We start from the raw sequence: 18,837 nt of genomic DNA, 5'->3' as shown, positions 1-18,837 counted from the left end.
AACTGCATGGATCCCGAAGTCGAGCAGACCGGGACCGGGAGTAGAGAGCGATGAACAATATCGACCCGTCTTCGATGATGGCTGAGATGCAGCGCCTGTCGGCGCAGGCGCAGGGGGGCGTGGATCGTCCCGAGGCGCCCGCTGTATCCGGTCACGGCGAGGGCCCGGGCGCTGCGCAGGGCAGTGAGGAGGCGGAGGCGCCGAGCTTCACCGAGCTGCTCAAGCAGTCCATCGACCAGGTGGACGAGCTTCAGAAGGCCTCCGGCGACGTGAAGGAGGCCTTCCAGGCGGGCGACCCGAATACCAGCCTGGGGGATGTGATGATCGCCGGCGAGAAGGCCGGCCTCGCCTTCCAGACCCTCTCCGAGGCGCGCAGCAAGCTCCTGGAGGCCTACCGGTCCATCCAGAACATGTCGGTCTGACGCGCGGGCGGTACTGACGAATCATGGAAATGGCCAGAGCGCCCAATCTCAGCGCCCAGCTCGAGGGCTTCACCCGCCTGCCGCGTTCCCGGCAGGCGGGCCTTGTCGTGGGTGCGGCGGCCATCCTCGGGATCATCATCGCGGTCCTGCTCTGGTCGCAGCAGCCCAGCTATGCGCCGCTGTTCACCGGCCTGGAATCCAAGGAGGCCGGCGAGGTCGCCCAGGTGCTGGAGCAGGAGGGCATCCCCTACGAGGTGGACAGCGGCGCCGGCCGCATCGACATCCCCGCCAGCGACGTCCACCAGACCCGGATCAAGCTGGCCGCCCAGGGCCTGCCCAGTGGGGGCTACGACGGCTTCGAGATCATGAAGCAGAACGAGGGCTTCGGGGTCAGCCAGTTCATGGAGCAGGCCCGCTACCAGCGCGCCCTGGAGGGGGAGCTGGCCCGGTCCATCATGAGCATGGGTACGGTGGAACAGGCGCGGGTCCACCTGGCCATGCCCAAGGATTCCGTCTTCATCCGGGACCGCAAGGAGCCCAAGGCCTCCATCGTGGTCCATGTCGGCTCCGGTGGCAGCTTCAGCGACGAGCAGGTGCAAGCGGTCACCAACCTGGTTGCGTCGGCCATCCCGGCCCTGGAGGCCGACAAGGTTTCCGTGGTCAATCAGAGCGGCGAGCTGCTGAGTGGCCGCGAACGCGACCCCGAGGCCGCCGAGGACGAGCGCCAGTTCAACTACGTGCGCCGGCTGGAGCGGGCCTACGCCAGCCGGATCGAGAACATCCTGCAGCCGGTGGTGGGTCGGGACGGCGTCCGCGCCCAGGTGACCGCCGAGGTGGACTTCACCGAGACCGAGCGGACCCAGGAACTCTTCAATCCGGATACCGCCGCCGTGCGCTCCCGCCAGGAGAGCCGCTCCACCCAGCGGGATGGCGACGCTGCCGGAGTCCCGGGGTCGCTCTCCAACGAGCCGCCGGGGGCGGCCACGGCGCCGGAGGAGGTCAACCCGGGGGAAGGGGGCAACGGGAACGGCGATTCCGGCCAGGTCGTGCGCGAGGACTCCACGGTCAACTACGAGCTGGATCGGACCATCACCCACTCCAGCACGCCGGCGGGGGCGCTGAAACGGCTCTCGGTGGCGGTGGTGGTGGACCACGAGCAGACCACCAACGAGGCCGGCGAGGAGGTTACCGTTCCCCGCGACGAGGCGGAGGTACAGCGCATCGAGTCCCTGGTGCGCGACGCCGTGGGCTTCGACCCCGGGCGCGGTGACAGCGTCAACGTGGTCAGTGCCTCCTTCGCCCCCGGCGACGATCCCACCAGGGTCCCGTGGTGGGAGCAGCCCTGGGTCTGGGATATCGCCAAGCAGGTCGTCGGTGCGGCGCTGGTCATCTTCCTCATCCTCGGCGTGCTGCGACCGGTGTTGCGCAACCTGGCGCAGCCCCCGAGCCACGAGCCCAGCGAGGAGGAAGAGGACGAGGCCATGGCCGAGCTGGAGCGCCAGAAGGCGCAGATGCAGGAGGAGCTCGAGCGCGAGATCCAGGTGGCCGACTACGAGACCAACCTGCAGACCGCCAAGACCCTTGCCCAACAGGATCCCAAGCGCGTGGCGCAGGTGGTAAAGTCCTGGATCGGATCCGAGGAATAACGCCCGCGGAGGTGGAACATGGCAGAGGCGGCAGCGGACCAGCAGCAAGAGGCCAAGGCCGAGCTCCCGAACAAGAAGAAGGCGCTTTCGGGGGTCGAACGGGCTGCCGTCCTCCTGCTCTCCCTGGGAGAGCAGGACGCCGCCGAGGTCATGAAGCACCTCGGCCCCAAGGAGGTCCAGGGCCTGGGTCAGACCATGGCCCAGCTCGGGGGCATTACCCGCGAGCAGGTCAGCGATGTCCTCTCGGAGTTCGTCGAAACCGTGGACAGCCAGACCGCTCTGGGTGTCGAGGCGGACGACTATATCCGCAATGTGCTTACCAAGGCGCTGGGCGAGGACAAGGCCGACAGCCTGGTGGACCGCATACTGCTCGGCAAGGGCTCCAAGGGGCTGGAGTCCCTGCGCTGGATGGAGCCGCGCGCCGTGGCCGAGATGATCCGCGTGGAGCATCCGCAGATCATCGCCATCGTCCTCTCCTTCCTGGAGGACGACCAGTCGGCGGAGGTCCTCTCCATGCTCCCCGAACAGGTCCGGACCGACGTCACCCTGCGCATCGCCACCCTGGATGGCATCCAGCCCAATGCCCTGCACGAGCTCGACGAGATCTTCGAGCGCCAGTTCGCCGGCGGCAACACCTCCAACCTCAAGTCGGCCAACATGGGCGGCATCAAGAAGGCGGCGGACATCCTCAACTTCGTGGACTCCAACGTGGAGACCGGGGTTCTCGACAACATCAATGACGTCGATCCGGAGCTCTCCCAGAACATCCAGGACCTGATGTTCGTCTTCGACAACCTCGCCGACATCGACGATCGCTCCATCCAGGCGCTGCTGCGCGAGGTCCCCTCGGACACCCTCATTACTGCCCTCAAGGGGTCGGAGGATGCGGTCAAGGACAAGGTCTTCAAGAACATGTCCAAGCGGGCCGGCGAGATGCTCAAGGACGACCTGGAGGCCAAGGGCCCGGTCCGCCTCTCCGACGTGGAGGAGGCGCAGAAGGAGATCCTCGGTATCGCCCGGCGCATGGCCGAGGCCGGCGACATAACCCTGGGCGGCAAGGGCGATCAGTATGTCTAGCGTGATCCCCGCCGCCGAGGCGGAGGCCGTATCGCGCTGGTATGCACCGGACATGGACGACCCGGAGGGCCGCCGACAGAAGGAGGCCGAGGCCGCCGCGGAGGCGGAAGAGGCCGCCGAGGAGGAGCCGGAGGCCGATCCCTGGCCCACCGAGGAAGAGCTGGCCGCCATCCGCGAGGAGGCGCGCACCCAGGGCTACAACGCCGGTTACGAGGCCGGCCACGCCGCGGGCGAAGAGGCCGGTACCGCCGCGGGGAAGGAGGCCGGGCACCAGGAGGGCCACGCCGCCGGCTACGAGGCGGGGCTGGCCGAGGGTCGCGAGGCCGCCGAGGCGGAGCGCCAGCAGTACGCGGATGCCGCCGCCCAGCTGGAGGCCATCACTGCCGCCTTCGCGCGCCCCCTGGAACAGCTCGATGAGTCCGTGGAGGAGCAGCTGCTGGCGGTGGTGAATGCCGCCGCGCGCCAGTTGGTCCGCCGGGAGCTCCGCCACCACCCGGACGAGGTGGTGGCCGTCGTCCGCGAGGCCCTGGCCGAGCTCCCGTCCCAGGCCCAGGCCTACGAACTCCACCTCCATCCCGAGGATGCGTCCCTGGTGCGCGAGGCGCTGGGGGTCCGCGAGGATGACGCCGAGCGCCAGTGGGAGCTGGTGGAAGACCCCGGCCTGACCCGCGGCGGCTGCCGCGTGGAGAGCGAGTACACCCGCGTGGATGCCACCCTGGAACGGCGCCTGGCGGCGCTCTCGGCGCGCCTGCTGGGCGGGGAGCGGGGCGATGACGACCAGCACGCCGACGGCTGATCGCCGCGAGGCCCTCAAGGACCGGCTGCAGCGCGCCACCGAACGGCTGGAGGCCACCCCGCTGCGGCCACGGGTGGCCGGCACGCTCACCCGCATGGTCGGCCTCACCCTGGAGGCCGTGGGCCTGCAGGCCCCCACTGGTGCCCGCTGCCTCATCGAGAACCCCGATGGCACCGAGGTGGAGGCCGAGGTGGTCGGTTTCCACGGGGATCGGCTCTACCTCATGCCCACCACGGAGCTGGGGGCCGTGGTCCCCAATGCCCGGGTGGTGCCCACCGGCCGCGTCCAGGAGGCGCCGGTGGGGGAGGGCATGCTCGGCCGCGTGGTGGATGGCGGCGGCCAGCCGCTGGACGGACGGGGCCGTCTGGAGGTCCACGACCGGGTGCCGCTGACCAGCCGGGGGGTCAATCCCATGGCCCGGGCACCGGTGCGCGATCCCCTGGATACCGGGGTCCGGGCCATCAATTCCATGCTCACCGTGGGCCGCGGCCAGCGCATGGGGCTCTTCGCCGGCTCCGGTGTCGGCAAGAGCGTCCTGCTGGGGATGATGACCCGCTTCACCAGCGCCGACGTGGTGGTGGTGGGGCTCATCGGCGAGCGCGGGCGCGAGGTCAAGGACTTCATCGACAACATCCTCGGCGAAGAGGGGCTGGAACGGGCCGTGGTGGTCGCGGCCCCCGCCGATACGACGCCGGTGATGCGGCTCCACGGCGCCGCCGAGGCCCACGCCATCGCGGAATACTTCCGCGACCAGGGGCGGGATGTCCTCCTGCTCATGGACTCCATCACCCGCTACGCCCAGGCCCAGCGCGAGATCGCCCTGGCGGTGGGGGAGCCGCCGGCGACCAAGGGCTACCCGCCCTCGGTCTTCGCCAAGCTCCCCGCCCTGGTGGAGCGCGCCGGCAACGGTCCGCCAGGTAGCGGCACCATCACGGCCTTCTACACCGTCCTCACCGAGGGCGACGACCAGCAGGATCCCATCGCCGATGCCGCCCGCGCCATCCTGGACGGCCACGTGGTCCTCTCCCGCCGTCTGGCCGAGAGCGGCCACTACCCGGCCATCGACATCGAGGCCTCCATCAGCCGGGTGATGCCGGATATCACCAGCCCGGAGCACCAGCAGTCGGCGCGCCGCTTCAAGCAGATCTGGTCCACCTACGAGCAGAATCGCGACCTCATCAGCATCGGCGCCTACACCCGCGGCTCCGATCCGGCTATCGACCAGGCCATCGAGTGGCAGCCGCGGTTGATGCAGTTCCTGCAGCAGGACATGCGCCACGGCGAGGCCCTGGAGCAGAGCGTCCAGGCCCTGCACCAGGTCCTGCCGGCCCAGGGAGGCTGATAGGCCGATATGGCGGACCGCAGCGAACGCATCCAGCCGGTGGCCCGGCTGGCCGATAACCGGGAGTCCCGTGCCGCCAAGGAGCTGGCCGAGGCGCAGCAGCGGCTGGAGCAGCAGCATCAGCAGCTCACCAACCTCCACGGCTACAAGCAGGAATACGAGCAGGCCCTGCAGACCGCCGGCCGGCAGGGGCTGCGCGGCCAGCAGGTCCGCGATTTCCACCGCTTCCTCATCCAGGTCGATCAGGCTATCGCCGGCCAGCAGCAGGTAGTGGAGCGGGCCGAGGCGGAGGTGGAACAGGCGCGCCGGAAGTGGCTGGCCGCGCGCACCGAGACCCGTCGGATCGAGACCCTCCAGTCCTGGTATGCCGAGGAAGAGGTCCAGCGCGAACAGCGCCAGGAGCAGAAGGAGACCGACGAACGCGCCGGTCGACCGCGGGGCGGCCCCGTCCGCTAGCCGCTCGTACCTCTCTGGCACAGCCGTTGCAAAGTCTCTCGCGGGCACATCAGCGAGGACACAACAACCATGTCAGCCATCGCGGCGCAGAACACCATCGCTGCCCAGGGAACGGGGCGTCCGGCCGCCACACAGGGGTCGTCGGACGGGGGGGGAGATGGATTCTCGAAACTGTTGCAGGCCGTGCGCGGGGCGGAGGGAAGCGGCAAGGGATTGCCGGCGGACGGCTCCGAGCTGCCGGAGGACGGCAACCCCTTCGCCGACGCCGATACCGATCTGCTCAAGGCGCTGTTCGGGATCGGCAAGGAGGGGGCCGAGGCGCTGACGGAGCTCTCCGCCGAAGAGGGCCAGGCCCTGCTGGCCCGGCTCCAGGAGATGCTCGGGGAGCTGGACCTCAAGGGCGGCGGTGGCCTGGGCGAGCAGCTCGCGCAACTGCTCCAGTCGGGGGGTGGGAAGGACGCCGAGGCCCTGGCGAATCTACTGCAGTCGGGTGGCGGGGAAGGGGAACGCTCCCTGCAGGGGCTGCTGCAGGAGATCGCCGGCTCCGATGAGGGGCTGGCCGCGGCCCTGCGCGGCATCGACGGCGGCAATGATGCCGCCTCCATCCGGCAGACCGCCGCCGCCCTGCTGGCCAGTGCCGGCGAGGGCGGTGGGCAGGGCGGGAGCAGGGGCGGCCTGGAGGCGCTGCGCCAGCGCCTGGAGGGGCTCGACCTGCCGCAGTCGACCCGCCAGCGGCTGGAGGCCGCCCTGCAGGGCACTGAGGGCCGGGCCGCCACCACCGAGGGGCTCGATACCGGTCGGGGTGAGAGCCGTCTCCAGGCCTTCCTGCGCGCCGGCCTCCAGTCCCTGGGCAGTAACGGACAGGGCGAGGGGGAGCGCAACCTCGCCCTCAAGGCGATGGATGGTGAGGGCCTGATGGGCCGCCAGGGCTCGTTGCTCGGCACCTCGACCGGCACCGGTAGTGAGGCCGGCCGCAGCGGGGAGACGGCGGCCCAGCGGGTTGCGGCCATGGGGCTCGGCACCCAGGCCGGCAGTGGCGGCGGCTTCGGGAGTGGCTTCGGCGGCGGCTTCGGCGCCTCCACCGGCGGATTCGGCTCCGCCTTCGCCGGGACCTCCACTGCGGGGACCATCGCCAACTCGCCCCTGGGGGCCTCGGTGAACGGCCAGGGCTGGAACCAGGCCGTGGGCGAGCGGGTGGTCTTCATGGCCCGCAACGGCATCCAGCGGGCCGATGTCCGCCTCCATCCCCAGAACCTCGGCCCGCTGGATATCCGCGTCTCGGTGCAGAACGAGCAGGCCAGCGTGACCTTCAACGTCCAGAACGCCACCACCCGCGATGCGGTGGAGCAGGCCCTGCCCCGGCTGCGGGAGCTCTTCGAGCAGCAGGGCATGGACCTGGTGGACGTGGATGTCTCCGACCAGCAACAGCAGTTTGCCGAGGAGGGCGACGGCCGCCCGGGTAGTGGTGAACACCCCGGCCACGGGGAGGTTGCCGCCAATGAAGAGGCCGACGGGACCGTCGTGAGCATGACTCCCGACGAGGTGGCCGCGCGGGGTGGCGTGGACTACTACGCCTGACCGCGGCTTGCCTATGGCGGCACCTTGGGAAACAATGGCGGCACGACGGTCGGCCGCCATAACGGCGGCCCCGGCCTCCAGCCGCAGCGAACGGGAAGACCGGAATGGCGAAGAAGGAAGTCGACGTCGATGTAGGTAATGGCGGCGGCGGTGGGATGTCCACCGGCAAGCTCGTCATCATCCTGGTGGCCGCCCAGGTCGTCCTCATCGGCGGGTTGGTGGCCGCCCTCTGGTTTGCCGGCGTCTTTGGTGGCGGCGGCAGCAGCGGGGGCGGTGGAGAGGCCGAGCAGGCCCAGGAGTCGCAGGAGACCCACTACATCGAGATGGGGGATCCCTTCACCGTGAACGTGAACGGCGGAGGCGCCCGGTTCATGCAGGTGGGGATCCAGGTCATGAGCCGGGATCCCAAGGCGGGGGACGCGGTGGAGACCCACATGCCGGTGATCCGGGATCGCATCAATACCATCCTGGGGTCCCAGAATGCCGAGCAGGTCCGCACCACGGAGGGCAAGCAGCAGTTGCGCAAGGCCATCCTCGAGGATATGCGCAAGGTGCTGGAGGAACGCTATGGCAAGCCCGCCATTGAAGAGGTCTACTTCACCAAGTTCGTGATCCAGTAGGCGAGCCCATGGCCAGCAGCGAACTACTCTCCCAGGACGAGATCGACGCCCTCCTCCACGGCGTTGGCGATGAGGAGGGGGGAGAGGAGCAGGAGGAGACCGGCGCCGAAGGTCCGGTCTCCTTCGATTTCGCCAGCCAGGATCGGATCGTCCGTGGGCGAATGCCCACGCTGGAGATGATCAACGAGCGCTTCGGCCGTTCGTTCCGGATCAGCCTCTTCAACATGCTCCGCCGCAGTGCCGAGATCTCCGTGGGCGGGATCCGGATGATGAAGTTCGGGGAGTACGTCCACACCCTCTTCGTCCCCACCAGCCTCAACATCGTGCGCATGAAGCCCCTGCGCGGGACGGCGCTCATGGTGCTGGATCCCAAGCTGGTCTTCTCCGTGGTGGACAATTTCTTCGGCGGTGGCGGGCGCTTCCACACCAAGATCGAGGGGCGGGAGTTCACCCAGACCGAGCAGCGGATCATCCAGATCCTCCTGCGTCAGGCCTTCAAGGACCTGCAGGAGGCCTGGGCGCCGGTGCTCTCCCTGGAGTACGAGTTCCTCAACGCCGAGGTGAACCCGCAGTTCGCCAACATCGTCTCGCCCACCGAGATCGTGGTCGTCTGCAGCTTCCACGTGGAGATGGACGGCGGTGGCGGCGACCTGCACATCACCATGCCCTACTCCATGCTCGAGCCCATCCGCGACCTGCTGGACGCCGGGATCCAGAGCGAGCGGCTGGAGGTGGACGAGCGCTGGCTCTCCACCATGCGCGAAGAGGTGGAGGGCATGGACGTGGAAGCGAGCGTGGAGCTCGCCGAGACCGAGCTGACCCTGCGCGAGGTGATGAATCTCGCGCCGGGGGATATCATCCCCGTGGAACTCCCCGAGGAGGTCACCATGCGGGCGGAGGGCGTGCCCGTCCTGCGCGGGCAGTACGGGACCCGTGAGGGCCGCTGGGCGATCAAGATTTCCGAATTCGTGGAACGGCCGACCCAGGGCGGAACCACGCGCTAGGGACGTCCCGACAGGAGGCAGAGCAAGGCCATGGCCGACGACGAGCAGGGCAATAACGAGAACGGGGCCGGGGAGAACGGCGGCGGCGAGAACGCGCCGGATCCCGAAGAGATCATCAATTCCATGGAAGGCGGTGATGACGGCGAGGCGGCCGCCGGCGGTGAAGGGGAAGAGGATCCCTGGGCCGAGGCCTTCGCCGAGGAGTTCGGTGAAGAGGGGCCTCCGAGTGGTGATGACGAGGGGGGCGATTTCGACTTCGGCGTCGGCCAGATGACCGGCGGTGGCGGTGACCAGGCCAAGCCGGCCTCCATGCCGAACCTGGAGGAGGACCCCGGCGCGGGGCAGGACGAGAATGCCGCCGTGAATCTGGACATGATCCTGGATATCCCGGTGACCATCGCCATGGAGATCGGCCGGACCAAGATCAATATCCGCAATCTCCTGCAGCTCAACCAGGGCTCGGTGGTGGAGCTGGATCGCTTCGCCGGCGAACCGCTGGACGTGATAGTCAACGGGACCCTGATCGCCCACGGCGAGGTGGTGGTGGTCAACGAGAAGTTCGGGATCCGGCTTACCGACGTCATCAGCGCCCAGGAACGCATCAAGAAGCTCAAGTGATGCGACTGCTTCTGGCCCTCGCCGCCCTCCTGCCATCCGCTGTCCTCGCCGAGGAGGCCGGGGGAGAACTCATGGAGCCCCTGGCGGGCGGCCGCGTGGTGGAGATCTTCCTGGGGCTGTTCGCCGTTCTCCTCCTCATCGGGGTGATCGCCTGGGTTGTCCGCCGCATGCCGGGGCTCACGCGCAGCGCGGACGGGAGCATGCGCGTGATCGCCGGCATTCCCGTGGGGCAACGCGAGCGTATCCTCCTCGTGGAAGTGGGCGATGAACAGCTGGTGGTCGGCGTGGCGCCGGGTCGGGTGGAACTCCTCCACCATCTGCAGGAGCCGGTTTCGTCGTCGACTCCTCAGGAGGGCGCGGGCAGCGACTTCGCCCGCCGGCTGCACGAACGGCTTCAGAGGCTGCGGGGGCAGCAGTGATGGGTAACCGGTTGCGCTGGCTCTGGCTGCTCGTGGGCCTGCTCCTGCCGGTGATGCCGGCAGGGGCACAGGAGGGGCTGCCGGCCCTGACCGTCACCGAGGGTGGCGAGGGCGAGGAGACCTGGGGACTCTCCCTCCAGCTCCTCGCCCTGATGACGTCGCTGACCTTCCTCCCGGCGGCGCTCATCATGATGACCGCCTTCACGCGGATCATCGTCGTCCTCGCCATCCTGCGTCAGGCCATGGGCCTGCCGACCACGCCCTCCAACCAGACCCTGGTGGGGCTGGCCCTCTTCCTGACCTTCTTCGTGATGATGCCGGTCTTCACGCAGATCAATGCCGATGCCCTGCAGCCCTACCTGGAGGAGGAGATGGCCTTCCAGGAGGCCATGGTGGCCGCCTCGGAGCCCTTGCGGACCTTCATGATGGGCCAGACGCGGGAGAACGACCTCGGCGTCTTCCTGCGCATCGCCGGCGAGGACGGGGTGGAGAGCCCGGACGATGTCCCCTTCTGGGCACTGGTGCCGGCCTTCGTTACCAGTGAGCTGAAGACGGCCTTCCAGATCGGCTTCCTGGTCTTTATCCCCTTCCTCATCGTCGACCTGGTGGTAGCCAGTGTGTTGATGTCCATGGGCATGATGATGCTCTCGCCCATGATCATCTCGCTGCCCTTCAAGATCATGCTCTTTGTGCTGGTGGACGGCTGGATGCTCATCACGAGTACCCTGGCCAACAGCTTCTACGTTAATGGGGCGCCGATACCATGACGCCGGAGGTCGTACTTACGGTCATCCAGCAGGCCCTGGAGGTGTTGCTGATAATGATGATGGTTATCCTGATGCCGGCCCTGTTGACGGGCCTGTTGGTGAGCATGTTCCAGGCGGCGACCCAGATCAACGAGATGACGCTCTCCTTCATACCGAAGCTTCTGATTACGGTGCTCGTCCTGATCTTTGCCGGCTCCTTCCTGTTGCAGACGCTGCTGGACTATACCCAGAGCCTGTACGGCAACATCCCCAACCTCATCGGGTGAGCAGGCCGCCGTGGAGCTGACCACTGCCGAGATCACGGCCTGGATCGGCAGCTTCCTCTGGCCCTTCATGCGCATCAGCGCCATGCTCTTCGCCGCGCCGGTATTCGGAAATGCCTATACTCCCACGCGCGTGCGGATCTTCGTGGCGGTGGTCCTGACGGTGATGATTGCCCCCCAGCTCGGGCCCATGCCGGTCATCGACCCCACCTCTCCAGCGGCCTTCCTGGTCGCTCTCCACCAGATCCTCATCGGGGTGGCCATGGGCTTCGTGGTCCAGCTTACCTTTGCCACGGTCATCCTGGGGGGGCAGGTCATGGCACTGCAGATGGGACTGGGCTTCGCCTCCATGGTCGATCCGCAGACGGGGACCCAGGTGCCGGTGGTCTCCCAGTTATGGGTCATTGTCGCCACGCTGCTGTTCGTGGTCATGGATGGCCACCTGATGATCGTTCAGGTGGTCCTGGAGAGCTTCAAGGGGATTCCGGTGGGGCCCACCGGCTTCGACCGTTCGGCGTGGTGGACCCTGGCCAGCCAGGGAGCCCACGTCTTCGCCGGTGGCGTGCTAATTGCATTGCCGGTGGTGGCCTCCGTGATGGTGGTCAATCTGGCCTTCGGCATCATGACCCGCGCCTCGCCGCAGTTGAACATCTTCGCCGTCGGTTTTCCGGTCACCATGACCGTGGGCTTCGGCGTCATGATTCTGACGCTGCCGACCTTTGAAGAGCGCTTCGTCGATCTGGTGGCCCACGCCTTTGAGACGATCCGCTCCCTGTTCGGACCGCAATCAGGATAGGGCCCCATGGCCGAGAACGAAGAGGGGCAGGAGAAGACCGAGGAACCCACCCCCAAGCGAATGCAGGATGCCCGGGACAAGGGGCAGGTCCCCCGATCCCGGGAGCTGACCACCATGGCCATGGTCATGGCGGCGGCCGGGGGCTTCTACTTCTTCGGTCCCATGATGATTGATGGCCTGCTTAACATCCTGGAGGCCAACTTCGCCCAGGAACGGGAGGCCGTCTTCGACGAGGGGATCCTCATCGAACGGCTCTTTGCCAGTGCGTTGCAGGGGCTGTGGGTGATCACGCCCTTCCTGATCGTCATGGTGATCATCGCCATTGTCAGCTCCATCGCCTTGTCAGGCTGGGTCATCTCCCTGGAGGCCATGGCCTTCAAGTGGAGCAAGCTGGACCCCGTCAAGGGGCTCGGGCGGGTCTTCGGGCCTCGCGGCGGGCTGGAATTCCTCAAGGCCTTCTTCAAGTTCTCGTTGGTAGGGGCCCTGGCCATCCTCTTCCTCTGGATGGAGGGGCGCGACTTCCTGGCCCTGGGAACGGCCAGCCTGGAAGTGGCCATGGCGCAGATGGGGGAGCTTCTCCTCTACGCCTTCTTCTTCATGAGCCTCTCCCTCATCCTGCTGGCGGTGGTGGATATCCCCTTCCAGCTCTGGGACAACCAGCGCCAGCTCAAGATGACGCGAAAGGAGGTCCAGGACGAGAACAAACAGACGGAAGGGGACCCGCAGGTCAAGCAGCGCATCCGCTCCCTGCAGCAGGAGATGGCGCAGAAGCGGATGATGGAGGAGGTCCCCTCCGCCGATGTGGTGGTGACCAACCCGACCCACTTCGCCGTGGCCCTGCGCTACGACCAGGAGAGCATGGCCGCCCCGGTGGTGGTAGCCAAGGGGGTGGACCTCATGGCGAATCAGATCCGGTCGGTGGCCAGTGACAACGAGGTCCCCATCCTCGAGGCCCCGCCGTTGGCACGCGCCTTGTATGCCCATGCGGAGCTGGATCAGGCGATCCCCGCCGGACTCTTCCAGGCGGTGGCCCAGATCCTGGCGTATCTCTACTTCCTGCGGGAGGAAGGGCAGTCCGGGCCGGAGCGCTTCGACGACCTTCCGATCCCCGAGGAATTGGCGGATGCGCCATGAATTTGACACCCGAGGGCAGGATGACCGCCCGCACCGCGGAGCAGTGAATGGCAGAGCCGGCATCCACGGCCGATAACTGGCTGGGCAGCGTGGGCAACATCGCCCGCAACGGGCTGGGGGTGCCGATCCTGGTCATGGCGCTGCTGTCCATGATCGTCCTGCCGCTGCCGCCCTTCCTGCTGGATACCTTCTTCAGCTTCAACATCGCCCTGTCGCTGGTGGTGCTTCTGGTGGCGGTCTACGCCATGCGGCCGGTGGACTTCGCCATCTTCCCCGCCATCCTCCTGGTGGCGACGCTCTTCCGCCTGGCGCTGAATGTCGCCTCCACCCGCGTGGTGCTCCTGGAGGGGCACACCGGGACCGATGCCGCCGGCCACGTCATCGAGTCCTTCGGCGAATTCGTGGTGGGCGGCAACTACGCCGTGGGGCTGGTGGTCTTCGTCATCCTGGTCATCATCAACTTCGTGGTGGTGACCAAGGGCGCCGGCCGGATCTCCGAGGTGACGGCGCGCTTTACCCTGGATGCCATGCCCGGCAAGCAGATGGCCATCGACGCCGACCTCAATGCCGGCATCATCGACCAGGAGCAGGCCAAGCAGCGCCGCGAGGAGATCGCCTCGGAGGCCGAGTTCTACGGCTCCATGGATGGTGCCTCCAAGTTCGTCCGTGGCGACGCCATTGCCGGCATCCTGATCACCGCCATCAATATCCTGGGCGGGCTGGCCGTGGGCATGGGCCAGCACGGGATGTCCATCGGCGATGCGACTACCAATTACACCCTGCTGGCCATCGGCGACGGCCTGGTGGCGCAGATCCCGTCGCTGCTGCTCTCCACGGCCGCTGGCATCATGGTTACCCGGGTCTCCTCCCCGCAGGAGATGAGCCAGGAGGTCATCGGCCAGCTCCTGGGGAATCCGCGCCCGGTGTGGGTGGCGGCCGGCCTTCTCGGTGTCATGGGCCTGGTGCCGGGGATGCCGAATGTCGCCTTCCTCTCCCTGGCGGGGCTAACGGCCGGCATCGCCTGGGGTATGGGGCGTCGCGCCCAGGCGGAGGCGGTCGCCGCGGAGGAGGCCGCCGCACCCGCGGCCGAGGAGGCCGAGCCCAGCACGGAACCCAAGGAGGTGGGCTGGGACGATGTCGTCCCGGTGGATACCATCGGCCTGGAGGTGGGCTACCGCCTCATCCCCATGGTGGACCGCAACCAGGGCGGTCAGCTCATGGACCGCATCAAGGGGGTGCGCAAGAAGCTCTCCCAGGACCTGGGCTTCCTCATCCCGCCGGTCCATATTCGAGACAACCTGGATCTGCAGCCCTCGCGCTACCGGGTGGTCCTCATGGGGGTCACCGCCGGGGAGGCGACCCTCCATCCGGATCGCGAGATGGCCATCAATCCCGGGGAGGTCCACGGCGAGATCGACGGCATCGAGGGTCAGGATCCGGCCTTCGGCCTGCCGGCCATCTGGATCGACCCCGCTCGGCGGGACGAGGCCCAGGGCATGGGGTATACGGTGGTGGACGCCAATACCGTGGTGGCGACCCACCTCTCCCAGATCCTGCAGGACCATGCCCACGAGCTCATCGGCCACGAGGAGGTCCAGAACCTCCTGGACAAGCTCAAGGAGAACGCCCCCAAGCTGGTGGAGAGCCTGGTCCCGGATACGGTCAGCCTCGGCACCCTGCTGCGCGTCCTCCAGAACCTGCTGGCCGACGGCATCCCCGTCCGGGACATGCGGACCATTGCCGAGACCCTGGCCCAGCAGGGGGGGCGCGGCCAGGATGCCGACAGCCTTACCGCCGCCGTTCGCGTGGCCCTGCGCCGGCTCATCTTCCAGCACATCAACGGCACCAGCGACGAGATGCCGGTGATCACCCTGGATCCCAAGCTGGAACAGCTCCTGCAGCAGTCCGGCCAGGTCTCCGAGGGCCAGGAGATGACCCTGGAGCCCGGCATGGCGGAGCGGCTGCACGGGGCGCTGGCGGAGAAGACCCAGGAGCGGGAGCTGGCCGGCGAGCCCGCCGTGGTCCTGGTCTCGCCGGCGGTGCGGCCGCTGCTGGCGCGCTTCGTCAGACCGACCATCCCGGGCCTGAATGTGCTCTCGTACAACGAGGTTCCCGACAACAAACAGCTCCGCGTGGTCGCCACCGTGGGCGCGGAAGGCTAGGAGGTAGGGACGGGCCATGAAGATTCGACGCATCTCAGCCGACGACATGCGCACCGCCATGCGCCAGGTGAAGGACGAACTGGGGCCGGAGGCGGTGATCCTCTCCAGCAACCGCAGCGAGGGCGGTGTGGAGCTGGTGGCCGCCGTGGAGGTGGAGGATGGCGATACCGCGGCCCTGGCCGCCGCTCAGACCGGTTCCGGTGCCGATACTCCCTCGGAAACGACCCCCGGTCCCGACCAGTCGCCCGGAGGCGGGGAGAGCTTCTCGAGCCTCCTGGGAGCCTCGGCGGAGTCCGACGAGGCAACGGGGGGGCTGACCTACGGCCGTCCGCGGCCGGCCCGCTCCCGAACCGGGTCGAAGCAGACGCCCACGGCGTCGACCAGTGGGTCCACGGAGCCCCCTGCCAGCAAGCCGGAGCCCGAACCCGAACCCGAACCCGAACCGGAGCCCGAGGGAGATGGCGGTGCCTTTCGAAGCGCGGTCCTCGAGGCGGCTCGCGACCTGGAGTCGGTTTTCCGGGAGGGGGCGGGGCCGGCCCGGCAGGAGGGCGCCGACCTGACCACTGGCGCCCCGCCGCCACCGGCCGAGCTGGCCGTGGTGCGGGATGAACTGGCCTCCCTCAAGGGGATTCTGGAACAGGTGCCGGCGGCGCGGGACGCCCGGGCGGGGGGAAGCGACAACCGGGTTGCCTCCTTGAGACGCGGGGCCGAAGGTGTCGATCCCCTGGCCGATGTTCGTGGCGGGGTGCGTGACCAGCTGCGCCAGGCCTCGGCGACCTACGGAGGAGGCACCGAGGGCCTTCGCCATGGACTGGCAGAGCTCGTGCGCCGGCCGGATCGCGACGTCATGGCCCAGGGTGGTGTGGTGGCCCTGGTGGGACCCACGGGCGTAGGCAAGACCACCAGTGTCGCCAAGATCGCGGCGCGCTATGCCATGCGTCACGGCTACGATCAGGTCGCCCTGGTCACGACGGACAGCTACCGTATCGCCGCTCACGAGCAGCTGCGCACCTATGCCCGGATCCTCGGCGTACCGGTGCGCGTGGCCAACGATGCCGACGAGCTGCGGACCACCCTGGACAATCTCGCCGATCGCTCGCTGGTGCTCATCGATACCGCCGGCATGAGCCAGCGGGATCGGCGGCTGGCGGAGCAGTTCCATACCCTGGTGACGGGAGCGCCGACGGTCCAGACCTACGCCGTGCTGGCGGCCAATACCCAGCCGGGGGGGCTGGACGAGACCGTCCATGCCTTCCGCGGCGCCGAGCTGGACGGCTGTGTCCTGACCAAGATCGACGAGTCCACCAGCCTGGGGCCGGCCCTCTCCACCATCGTCGAACAGTCCCTGCCGCTGGCCTTCCTCTCCGATGGCCAGCGGGTGCCGGAGGATCTCCACGACGTGGGGCCGGCTCTGCTGGCCGAGCGGCTTACCGAGATCGCCGCGATGCCCGAGCCGGCCCTCATGCAGGGAGCGCACGGGTGATGTGGGGCGGCAGCGTGGACGATCAGGCCAGCGGCCTTCGCCGTCTGGCCCGTCAGCGCCCGACCCGGGTCGTCAGTGTGGCCAGTGGCAAGGGCGGGGTCGGGAAGACCAGCATCACGGTGAACCTCGCCGCCGCCCTGGCGCGGCACGGCAACGAGGTCATGATCATGGACGCCGACCTGGGCCTGGCCAATGTCGATGTCCTGCTCGGTCTCAATCCGGACTACAACCTGGCCCACGTGGTCAGTGGCGAGCGGAGCCTGGCCGAGGTCGTGACCACCACCCCCGGCGGCGTCCGCGTAGTGCCGGCCGCGTCGGGGCGCCAGCGCATGGCGGAACTGAGCACCCTGCAGCACGCCGGGATCGTCCGGGCCTTCAGCGATCTGTCGCTGGAGCTGGATTTCCTCCTGGTGGATACCGCGGCCGGGATCTCCGATAGCGTGGTCACCTTCAGCAAGGCCTCCCAGGAGGTTGTCGTCGTGGTCTGCGACGAGCCGGCCTCGATTACCGATGCCTACGCCCTCATCAAGGTGCTCAGCCAGGATCACGGGGTCGAGCGGGTGCGGGTGCTGGCCAACATGGCGGCGGACATGGAGCAGGGTCAGCGCCTCTACGAAAAGATCGCCCGGGTCACCGACCGCTATCTGCAGGTGGAGCTGGACTTCATGGGTGTCATCCCGGAAGACGATGCCCTGCGACGGGCCATCCACCAGCGTCGGCCGGTGGTGGACGCCATTCCCAACAGCTCATCCGCACAGGCCTTCGGCCACCTGGTCGGCAAGGTGGATGCCTGGCCCCAGCCGGAGAGCGCGGGCCAGCTGGAATTCTTCGCCGAGCGTCTGCTGGGCCATCGAGACGCGGCACTGGCGGACGCGGGTGTCCGGGCCCCTGCCTGAAAATCAACCTGACGGGCGCGAAACTGGAAGCGTCTGTTACACTGCCAACCGTGATCCGGGTGGGGCTTCTCGGTGACGAGCGGCCGGGGGCATGATATAACGCCGGGCATGTCCCACGGCGAATCCGCCGCAGTCGGCGCGCCAAGGTAGCGGTACTGGAGGGAAATCTTGGACAAGAACATGAAAATCCTCATCGTGGACGACTTCTCCACGATGCGACGGATTATCAAGAACCTTCTGCGGGACCTCGGTTTCAATAACACCGATGAGGCGGACGACGGTCAGACGGCGCTGCCCAAGCTCCAGAAGGGGGATTTCGACTTCCTGGTGACCGACTGGAACATGCCGGGGATGAACGGCCTGGATCTCCTCAAGGAGGTCCGTGCCGACCCCAAGCTGCAGTCCCTGCCCGTGTTGATGGTGACCGCCGAGCAGAAGAAGGACCAGATCGTGGAAGCGGCGAAGGCGGGCGTGAACGGTTACATCGTCAAGCCGTTCACGGCCCATACCCTCGACGAGAAGATCGGCAAGATCTTCGAGCGTGTGGATAACGGCTAGTCGTCGGGGAGATCACCATGGATAACGAAGCAGGGATGGGGAACAACGCCGAATATCTCGAGCTGGCTCGTCAGTTGGTGGCCCAGCTGGAAGCCGGCGACGAGGAAGCCGCCAATGCCACGGTGGACGGCCTCACCCGCATGCGCGAGAGCGAGATGTTCCAGCAGATCGGGCGCTTGACCCGGGACCTGCACGACTCGCTCAACAGCTTCCAGCTGGATACCCGGATCTCCACGCTGGCGGAGGAGGAGATCCCCGACGCCCGGGACCGGTTGCGCTACGTCGTCTCCATGACCGACCAGGCAGCAACCCGGACCCTCAACGCCGTCGAGGAGTCCATTCCGCTGTGTGACGAGCTCCAGAACAACGTCTCCGAGATCGACCGGGAGTGGCAGCGCTTCCTCCGCCGCGAGCTCTCCGCCGAGGAGTTCCGCGCCCTGAGCCGCGCCATCCGGAGCCATCTGGCCAGCTCCGGGGATGAGCTGGTCAAGCTCAAGTCGAATCTCAACGAGATCCTGATGGCTCAGGACTACCAGGACCTCACCGGTCAGATCATCCACCGCGTGATCAGCCTGGTGGAAGAGGTCGAAGGCAACCTGGTGGAACTTATCCGGATCTCCGGCTCCTCCGAGTCTTCCAGCGGTTCCCAGGGGGCCAGACAGGCCAGTGACGAAGAACAGCAGCGGTCGGGCATCGAGGCCCAGGGGCCCCAGGTCCCCGGCGTGGATGCCGATGAGGCCGTCAGCGGTCAGGACGAAGTGGACGAACTCCTGTCGAGTCTCGGTTTCTAGGATTGGGGT

Annotated in this window: 20 protein-coding genes; all 20 read left to right on the top strand. The window is 67.7% G+C overall.

Annotation, left to right across the window (positions count from 1 at the left end):
- Positions 1–50 precede the first annotated feature (50 nt).
- The 20 genes from fliE to BM272_RS03785 all read left to right on the top strand — a co-directional run bounded on the left by fliE (position 51) and on the right by BM272_RS03785 (position 18,828).
- Complete coding sequence (fliE, locus tag BM272_RS03880) at positions 51–422, top strand: flagellar hook-basal body complex protein FliE (protein WP_093427405.1); 372 nt, start codon at positions 51–53, stop codon at positions 420–422.
- Positions 423–445: 23 nt separating this feature from the next.
- A complete protein-coding gene (gene fliF, locus BM272_RS03875) occupies positions 446–2,068 on the top strand; it encodes a flagellar basal-body MS-ring/collar protein FliF (protein WP_093427404.1) in 1,623 nt (540 codons plus the stop codon).
- Between the two features lie 18 nt (positions 2,069–2,086).
- Positions 2,087–3,145 (top strand): flagellar motor switch protein FliG, encoded by a 1,059-nt coding sequence (gene fliG, locus BM272_RS03870; RefSeq protein ID WP_093427403.1) that lies wholly within the window; start codon positions 2,087–2,089, stop codon positions 3,143–3,145.
- Positions 3,138–3,941: a flagellar assembly protein FliH gene (locus BM272_RS03865; RefSeq protein ID WP_143613144.1), complete on the top strand. Its 804-nt coding sequence runs from the start codon at positions 3,138–3,140 to the stop codon at positions 3,939–3,941. Before fliG ends, BM272_RS03865 begins: the two co-directional genes overlap by 8 nt.
- Positions 3,916–5,283, top strand: coding sequence for a flagellar protein export ATPase FliI (gene fliI / locus BM272_RS03860; protein WP_093427401.1), 1,368 nt, complete (start codon positions 3,916–3,918; stop codon positions 5,281–5,283). Before BM272_RS03865 ends, fliI begins: the two co-directional genes overlap by 26 nt.
- A gap of 9 nt (positions 5,284–5,292) precedes the next feature.
- Positions 5,293–5,739, top strand: coding sequence for a flagellar export protein FliJ (gene fliJ / locus BM272_RS03855; protein WP_093427400.1), 447 nt, complete (start codon positions 5,293–5,295; stop codon positions 5,737–5,739).
- 183 nt (positions 5,740–5,922) lie between these two features.
- Entirely contained in the window at positions 5,923–7,317 is a 1,395-nt protein-coding gene (locus BM272_RS03850; RefSeq protein WP_240308009.1) for a flagellar hook-length control protein FliK, read from the top strand.
- Positions 7,318–7,421: 104 nt separating this feature from the next.
- Positions 7,422–7,937: a flagellar basal body-associated FliL family protein gene (locus BM272_RS03845; RefSeq protein ID WP_093427398.1), complete on the top strand. Its 516-nt coding sequence runs from the start codon at positions 7,422–7,424 to the stop codon at positions 7,935–7,937.
- A gap of 8 nt (positions 7,938–7,945) precedes the next feature.
- Positions 7,946–8,941, top strand: a complete 996-nt coding sequence (fliM, locus tag BM272_RS03840) for a flagellar motor switch protein FliM (RefSeq protein WP_093427397.1) — start codon at positions 7,946–7,948, stop codon at positions 8,939–8,941.
- A 30-nt stretch (positions 8,942–8,971) separates the two neighbouring features.
- Complete coding sequence (gene fliN / locus BM272_RS03835; protein ID WP_093427396.1) at positions 8,972–9,559, top strand: flagellar motor switch protein FliN; 588 nt, start codon at positions 8,972–8,974, stop codon at positions 9,557–9,559.
- Positions 9,559–9,978 (top strand): flagellar biosynthetic protein FliO, encoded by a 420-nt coding sequence (gene fliO / locus BM272_RS03830; RefSeq protein ID WP_093427395.1) that lies wholly within the window; start codon positions 9,559–9,561, stop codon positions 9,976–9,978. The genes fliN and fliO overlap by 1 nt, the downstream gene beginning before the upstream one ends.
- On the top strand, positions 9,978–10,745 hold the full coding sequence (gene fliP, locus BM272_RS03825; RefSeq protein WP_093427394.1) for a flagellar type III secretion system pore protein FliP: 768 nt from the start codon (positions 9,978–9,980) through the stop codon (positions 10,743–10,745). Before fliO ends, fliP begins: the two co-directional genes overlap by 1 nt.
- A complete protein-coding gene (gene fliQ, locus BM272_RS03820) occupies positions 10,742–11,011 on the top strand; it encodes a flagellar biosynthesis protein FliQ (RefSeq protein WP_093427393.1) in 270 nt (89 codons plus the stop codon). The genes fliP and fliQ overlap by 4 nt, the downstream gene beginning before the upstream one ends.
- A gap of 10 nt (positions 11,012–11,021) precedes the next feature.
- A complete protein-coding gene (gene fliR, locus BM272_RS03815) occupies positions 11,022–11,804 on the top strand; it encodes a flagellar biosynthetic protein FliR (RefSeq protein ID WP_093427392.1) in 783 nt (260 codons plus the stop codon).
- 6 nt (positions 11,805–11,810) lie between these two features.
- A complete protein-coding gene (gene flhB / locus BM272_RS03810; protein ID WP_093427391.1) occupies positions 11,811–12,938 on the top strand; it encodes a flagellar biosynthesis protein FlhB in 1,128 nt (375 codons plus the stop codon).
- 47 nt (positions 12,939–12,985) lie between these two features.
- A complete protein-coding gene (gene flhA / locus BM272_RS03805) occupies positions 12,986–15,100 on the top strand; it encodes a flagellar biosynthesis protein FlhA (protein WP_093427390.1) in 2,115 nt (704 codons plus the stop codon).
- 16 nt (positions 15,101–15,116) lie between these two features.
- Positions 15,117–16,583 carry a flagellar biosynthesis GTPase FlhF gene (gene flhF, locus BM272_RS03800; RefSeq protein ID WP_093427389.1) on the top strand — a complete coding sequence of 489 codons (1,467 nt, stop codon included), beginning with the start codon at positions 15,117–15,119 and terminating at the stop codon, positions 16,581–16,583.
- Entirely contained in the window at positions 16,583–17,479 is an 897-nt protein-coding gene (locus tag BM272_RS03795; protein ID WP_093427388.1) for a MinD/ParA family protein, read from the top strand. Before flhF ends, BM272_RS03795 begins: the two co-directional genes overlap by 1 nt.
- Positions 17,480–17,647: 168 nt before the next feature.
- Positions 17,648–18,037 carry a chemotaxis response regulator CheY gene (gene cheY / locus BM272_RS03790; RefSeq protein ID WP_093427387.1) on the top strand — a complete coding sequence of 130 codons (390 nt, stop codon included), beginning with the start codon at positions 17,648–17,650 and terminating at the stop codon, positions 18,035–18,037.
- Positions 18,038–18,054: 17 nt separating this feature from the next.
- On the top strand, positions 18,055–18,828 hold the full coding sequence (locus BM272_RS03785) for a protein phosphatase CheZ (protein ID WP_240307992.1): 774 nt from the start codon (positions 18,055–18,057) through the stop codon (positions 18,826–18,828).
- Positions 18,829–18,837: the final 9 nt, after the last annotated feature.

This window comes from Thiohalospira halophila DSM 15071, from assembly GCF_900112605.1.
GTDB classification, from domain to species: domain Bacteria; phylum Pseudomonadota; class Gammaproteobacteria; order Thiohalospirales; family Thiohalospiraceae; genus Thiohalospira; species Thiohalospira halophila.
The sequence above is the reverse complement of the archived record's forward strand: the minus strand, read 5'-3'. Positions and strand labels throughout refer to the sequence as shown.

Bases quoted from the DNA above. Each gene is read 5' to 3' on its own strand.
- fliE (WP_093427405.1), top strand. From the start codon at position 51: ATGAACAATATCGACCCGTCTTCGATGATGGCTGAGATGCAGCGCCTG.
- fliJ (WP_093427400.1), top strand. From the start codon at position 5,293: ATGGCGGACCGCAGCGAACGCATCCAGCCGGTGGCCCGGCTGGCCGAT.
- flhF (WP_093427389.1), top strand. From the start codon at position 15,117: ATGAAGATTCGACGCATCTCAGCCGACGACATGCGCACCGCCATGCGC.
- BM272_RS03785 (WP_240307992.1), top strand. From the start codon at position 18,055: ATGGATAACGAAGCAGGGATGGGGAACAACGCCGAATATCTCGAGCTG.
- BM272_RS03865 (WP_143613144.1), top strand. From the start codon at position 3,138: ATGTCTAGCGTGATCCCCGCCGCCGAGGCGGAGGCCGTATCGCGCTGG.
- fliN (WP_093427396.1), top strand. From the start codon at position 8,972: ATGGCCGACGACGAGCAGGGCAATAACGAGAACGGGGCCGGGGAGAAC.
- fliP (WP_093427394.1), top strand. From the start codon at position 9,978: ATGGGTAACCGGTTGCGCTGGCTCTGGCTGCTCGTGGGCCTGCTCCTG.
- BM272_RS03795 (WP_093427388.1), top strand. From the start codon at position 16,583: ATGTGGGGCGGCAGCGTGGACGATCAGGCCAGCGGCCTTCGCCGTCTG.
- BM272_RS03845 (WP_093427398.1), top strand. From the start codon at position 7,422: ATGGCGAAGAAGGAAGTCGACGTCGATGTAGGTAATGGCGGCGGCGGT.
- fliQ (WP_093427393.1), top strand. From the start codon at position 10,742: ATGACGCCGGAGGTCGTACTTACGGTCATCCAGCAGGCCCTGGAGGTG.
- fliO (WP_093427395.1), top strand. From the start codon at position 9,559: ATGCGACTGCTTCTGGCCCTCGCCGCCCTCCTGCCATCCGCTGTCCTC.
- flhA (WP_093427390.1), top strand. From the start codon at position 12,986: ATGGCAGAGCCGGCATCCACGGCCGATAACTGGCTGGGCAGCGTGGGC.
- fliG (WP_093427403.1), top strand. From the start codon at position 2,087: ATGGCAGAGGCGGCAGCGGACCAGCAGCAAGAGGCCAAGGCCGAGCTC.
- flhB (WP_093427391.1), top strand. From the start codon at position 11,811: ATGGCCGAGAACGAAGAGGGGCAGGAGAAGACCGAGGAACCCACCCCC.
- fliM (WP_093427397.1), top strand. From the start codon at position 7,946: ATGGCCAGCAGCGAACTACTCTCCCAGGACGAGATCGACGCCCTCCTC.
- fliF (WP_093427404.1), top strand. From the start codon at position 446: ATGGAAATGGCCAGAGCGCCCAATCTCAGCGCCCAGCTCGAGGGCTTC.
- fliI (WP_093427401.1), top strand. From the start codon at position 3,916: ATGACGACCAGCACGCCGACGGCTGATCGCCGCGAGGCCCTCAAGGAC.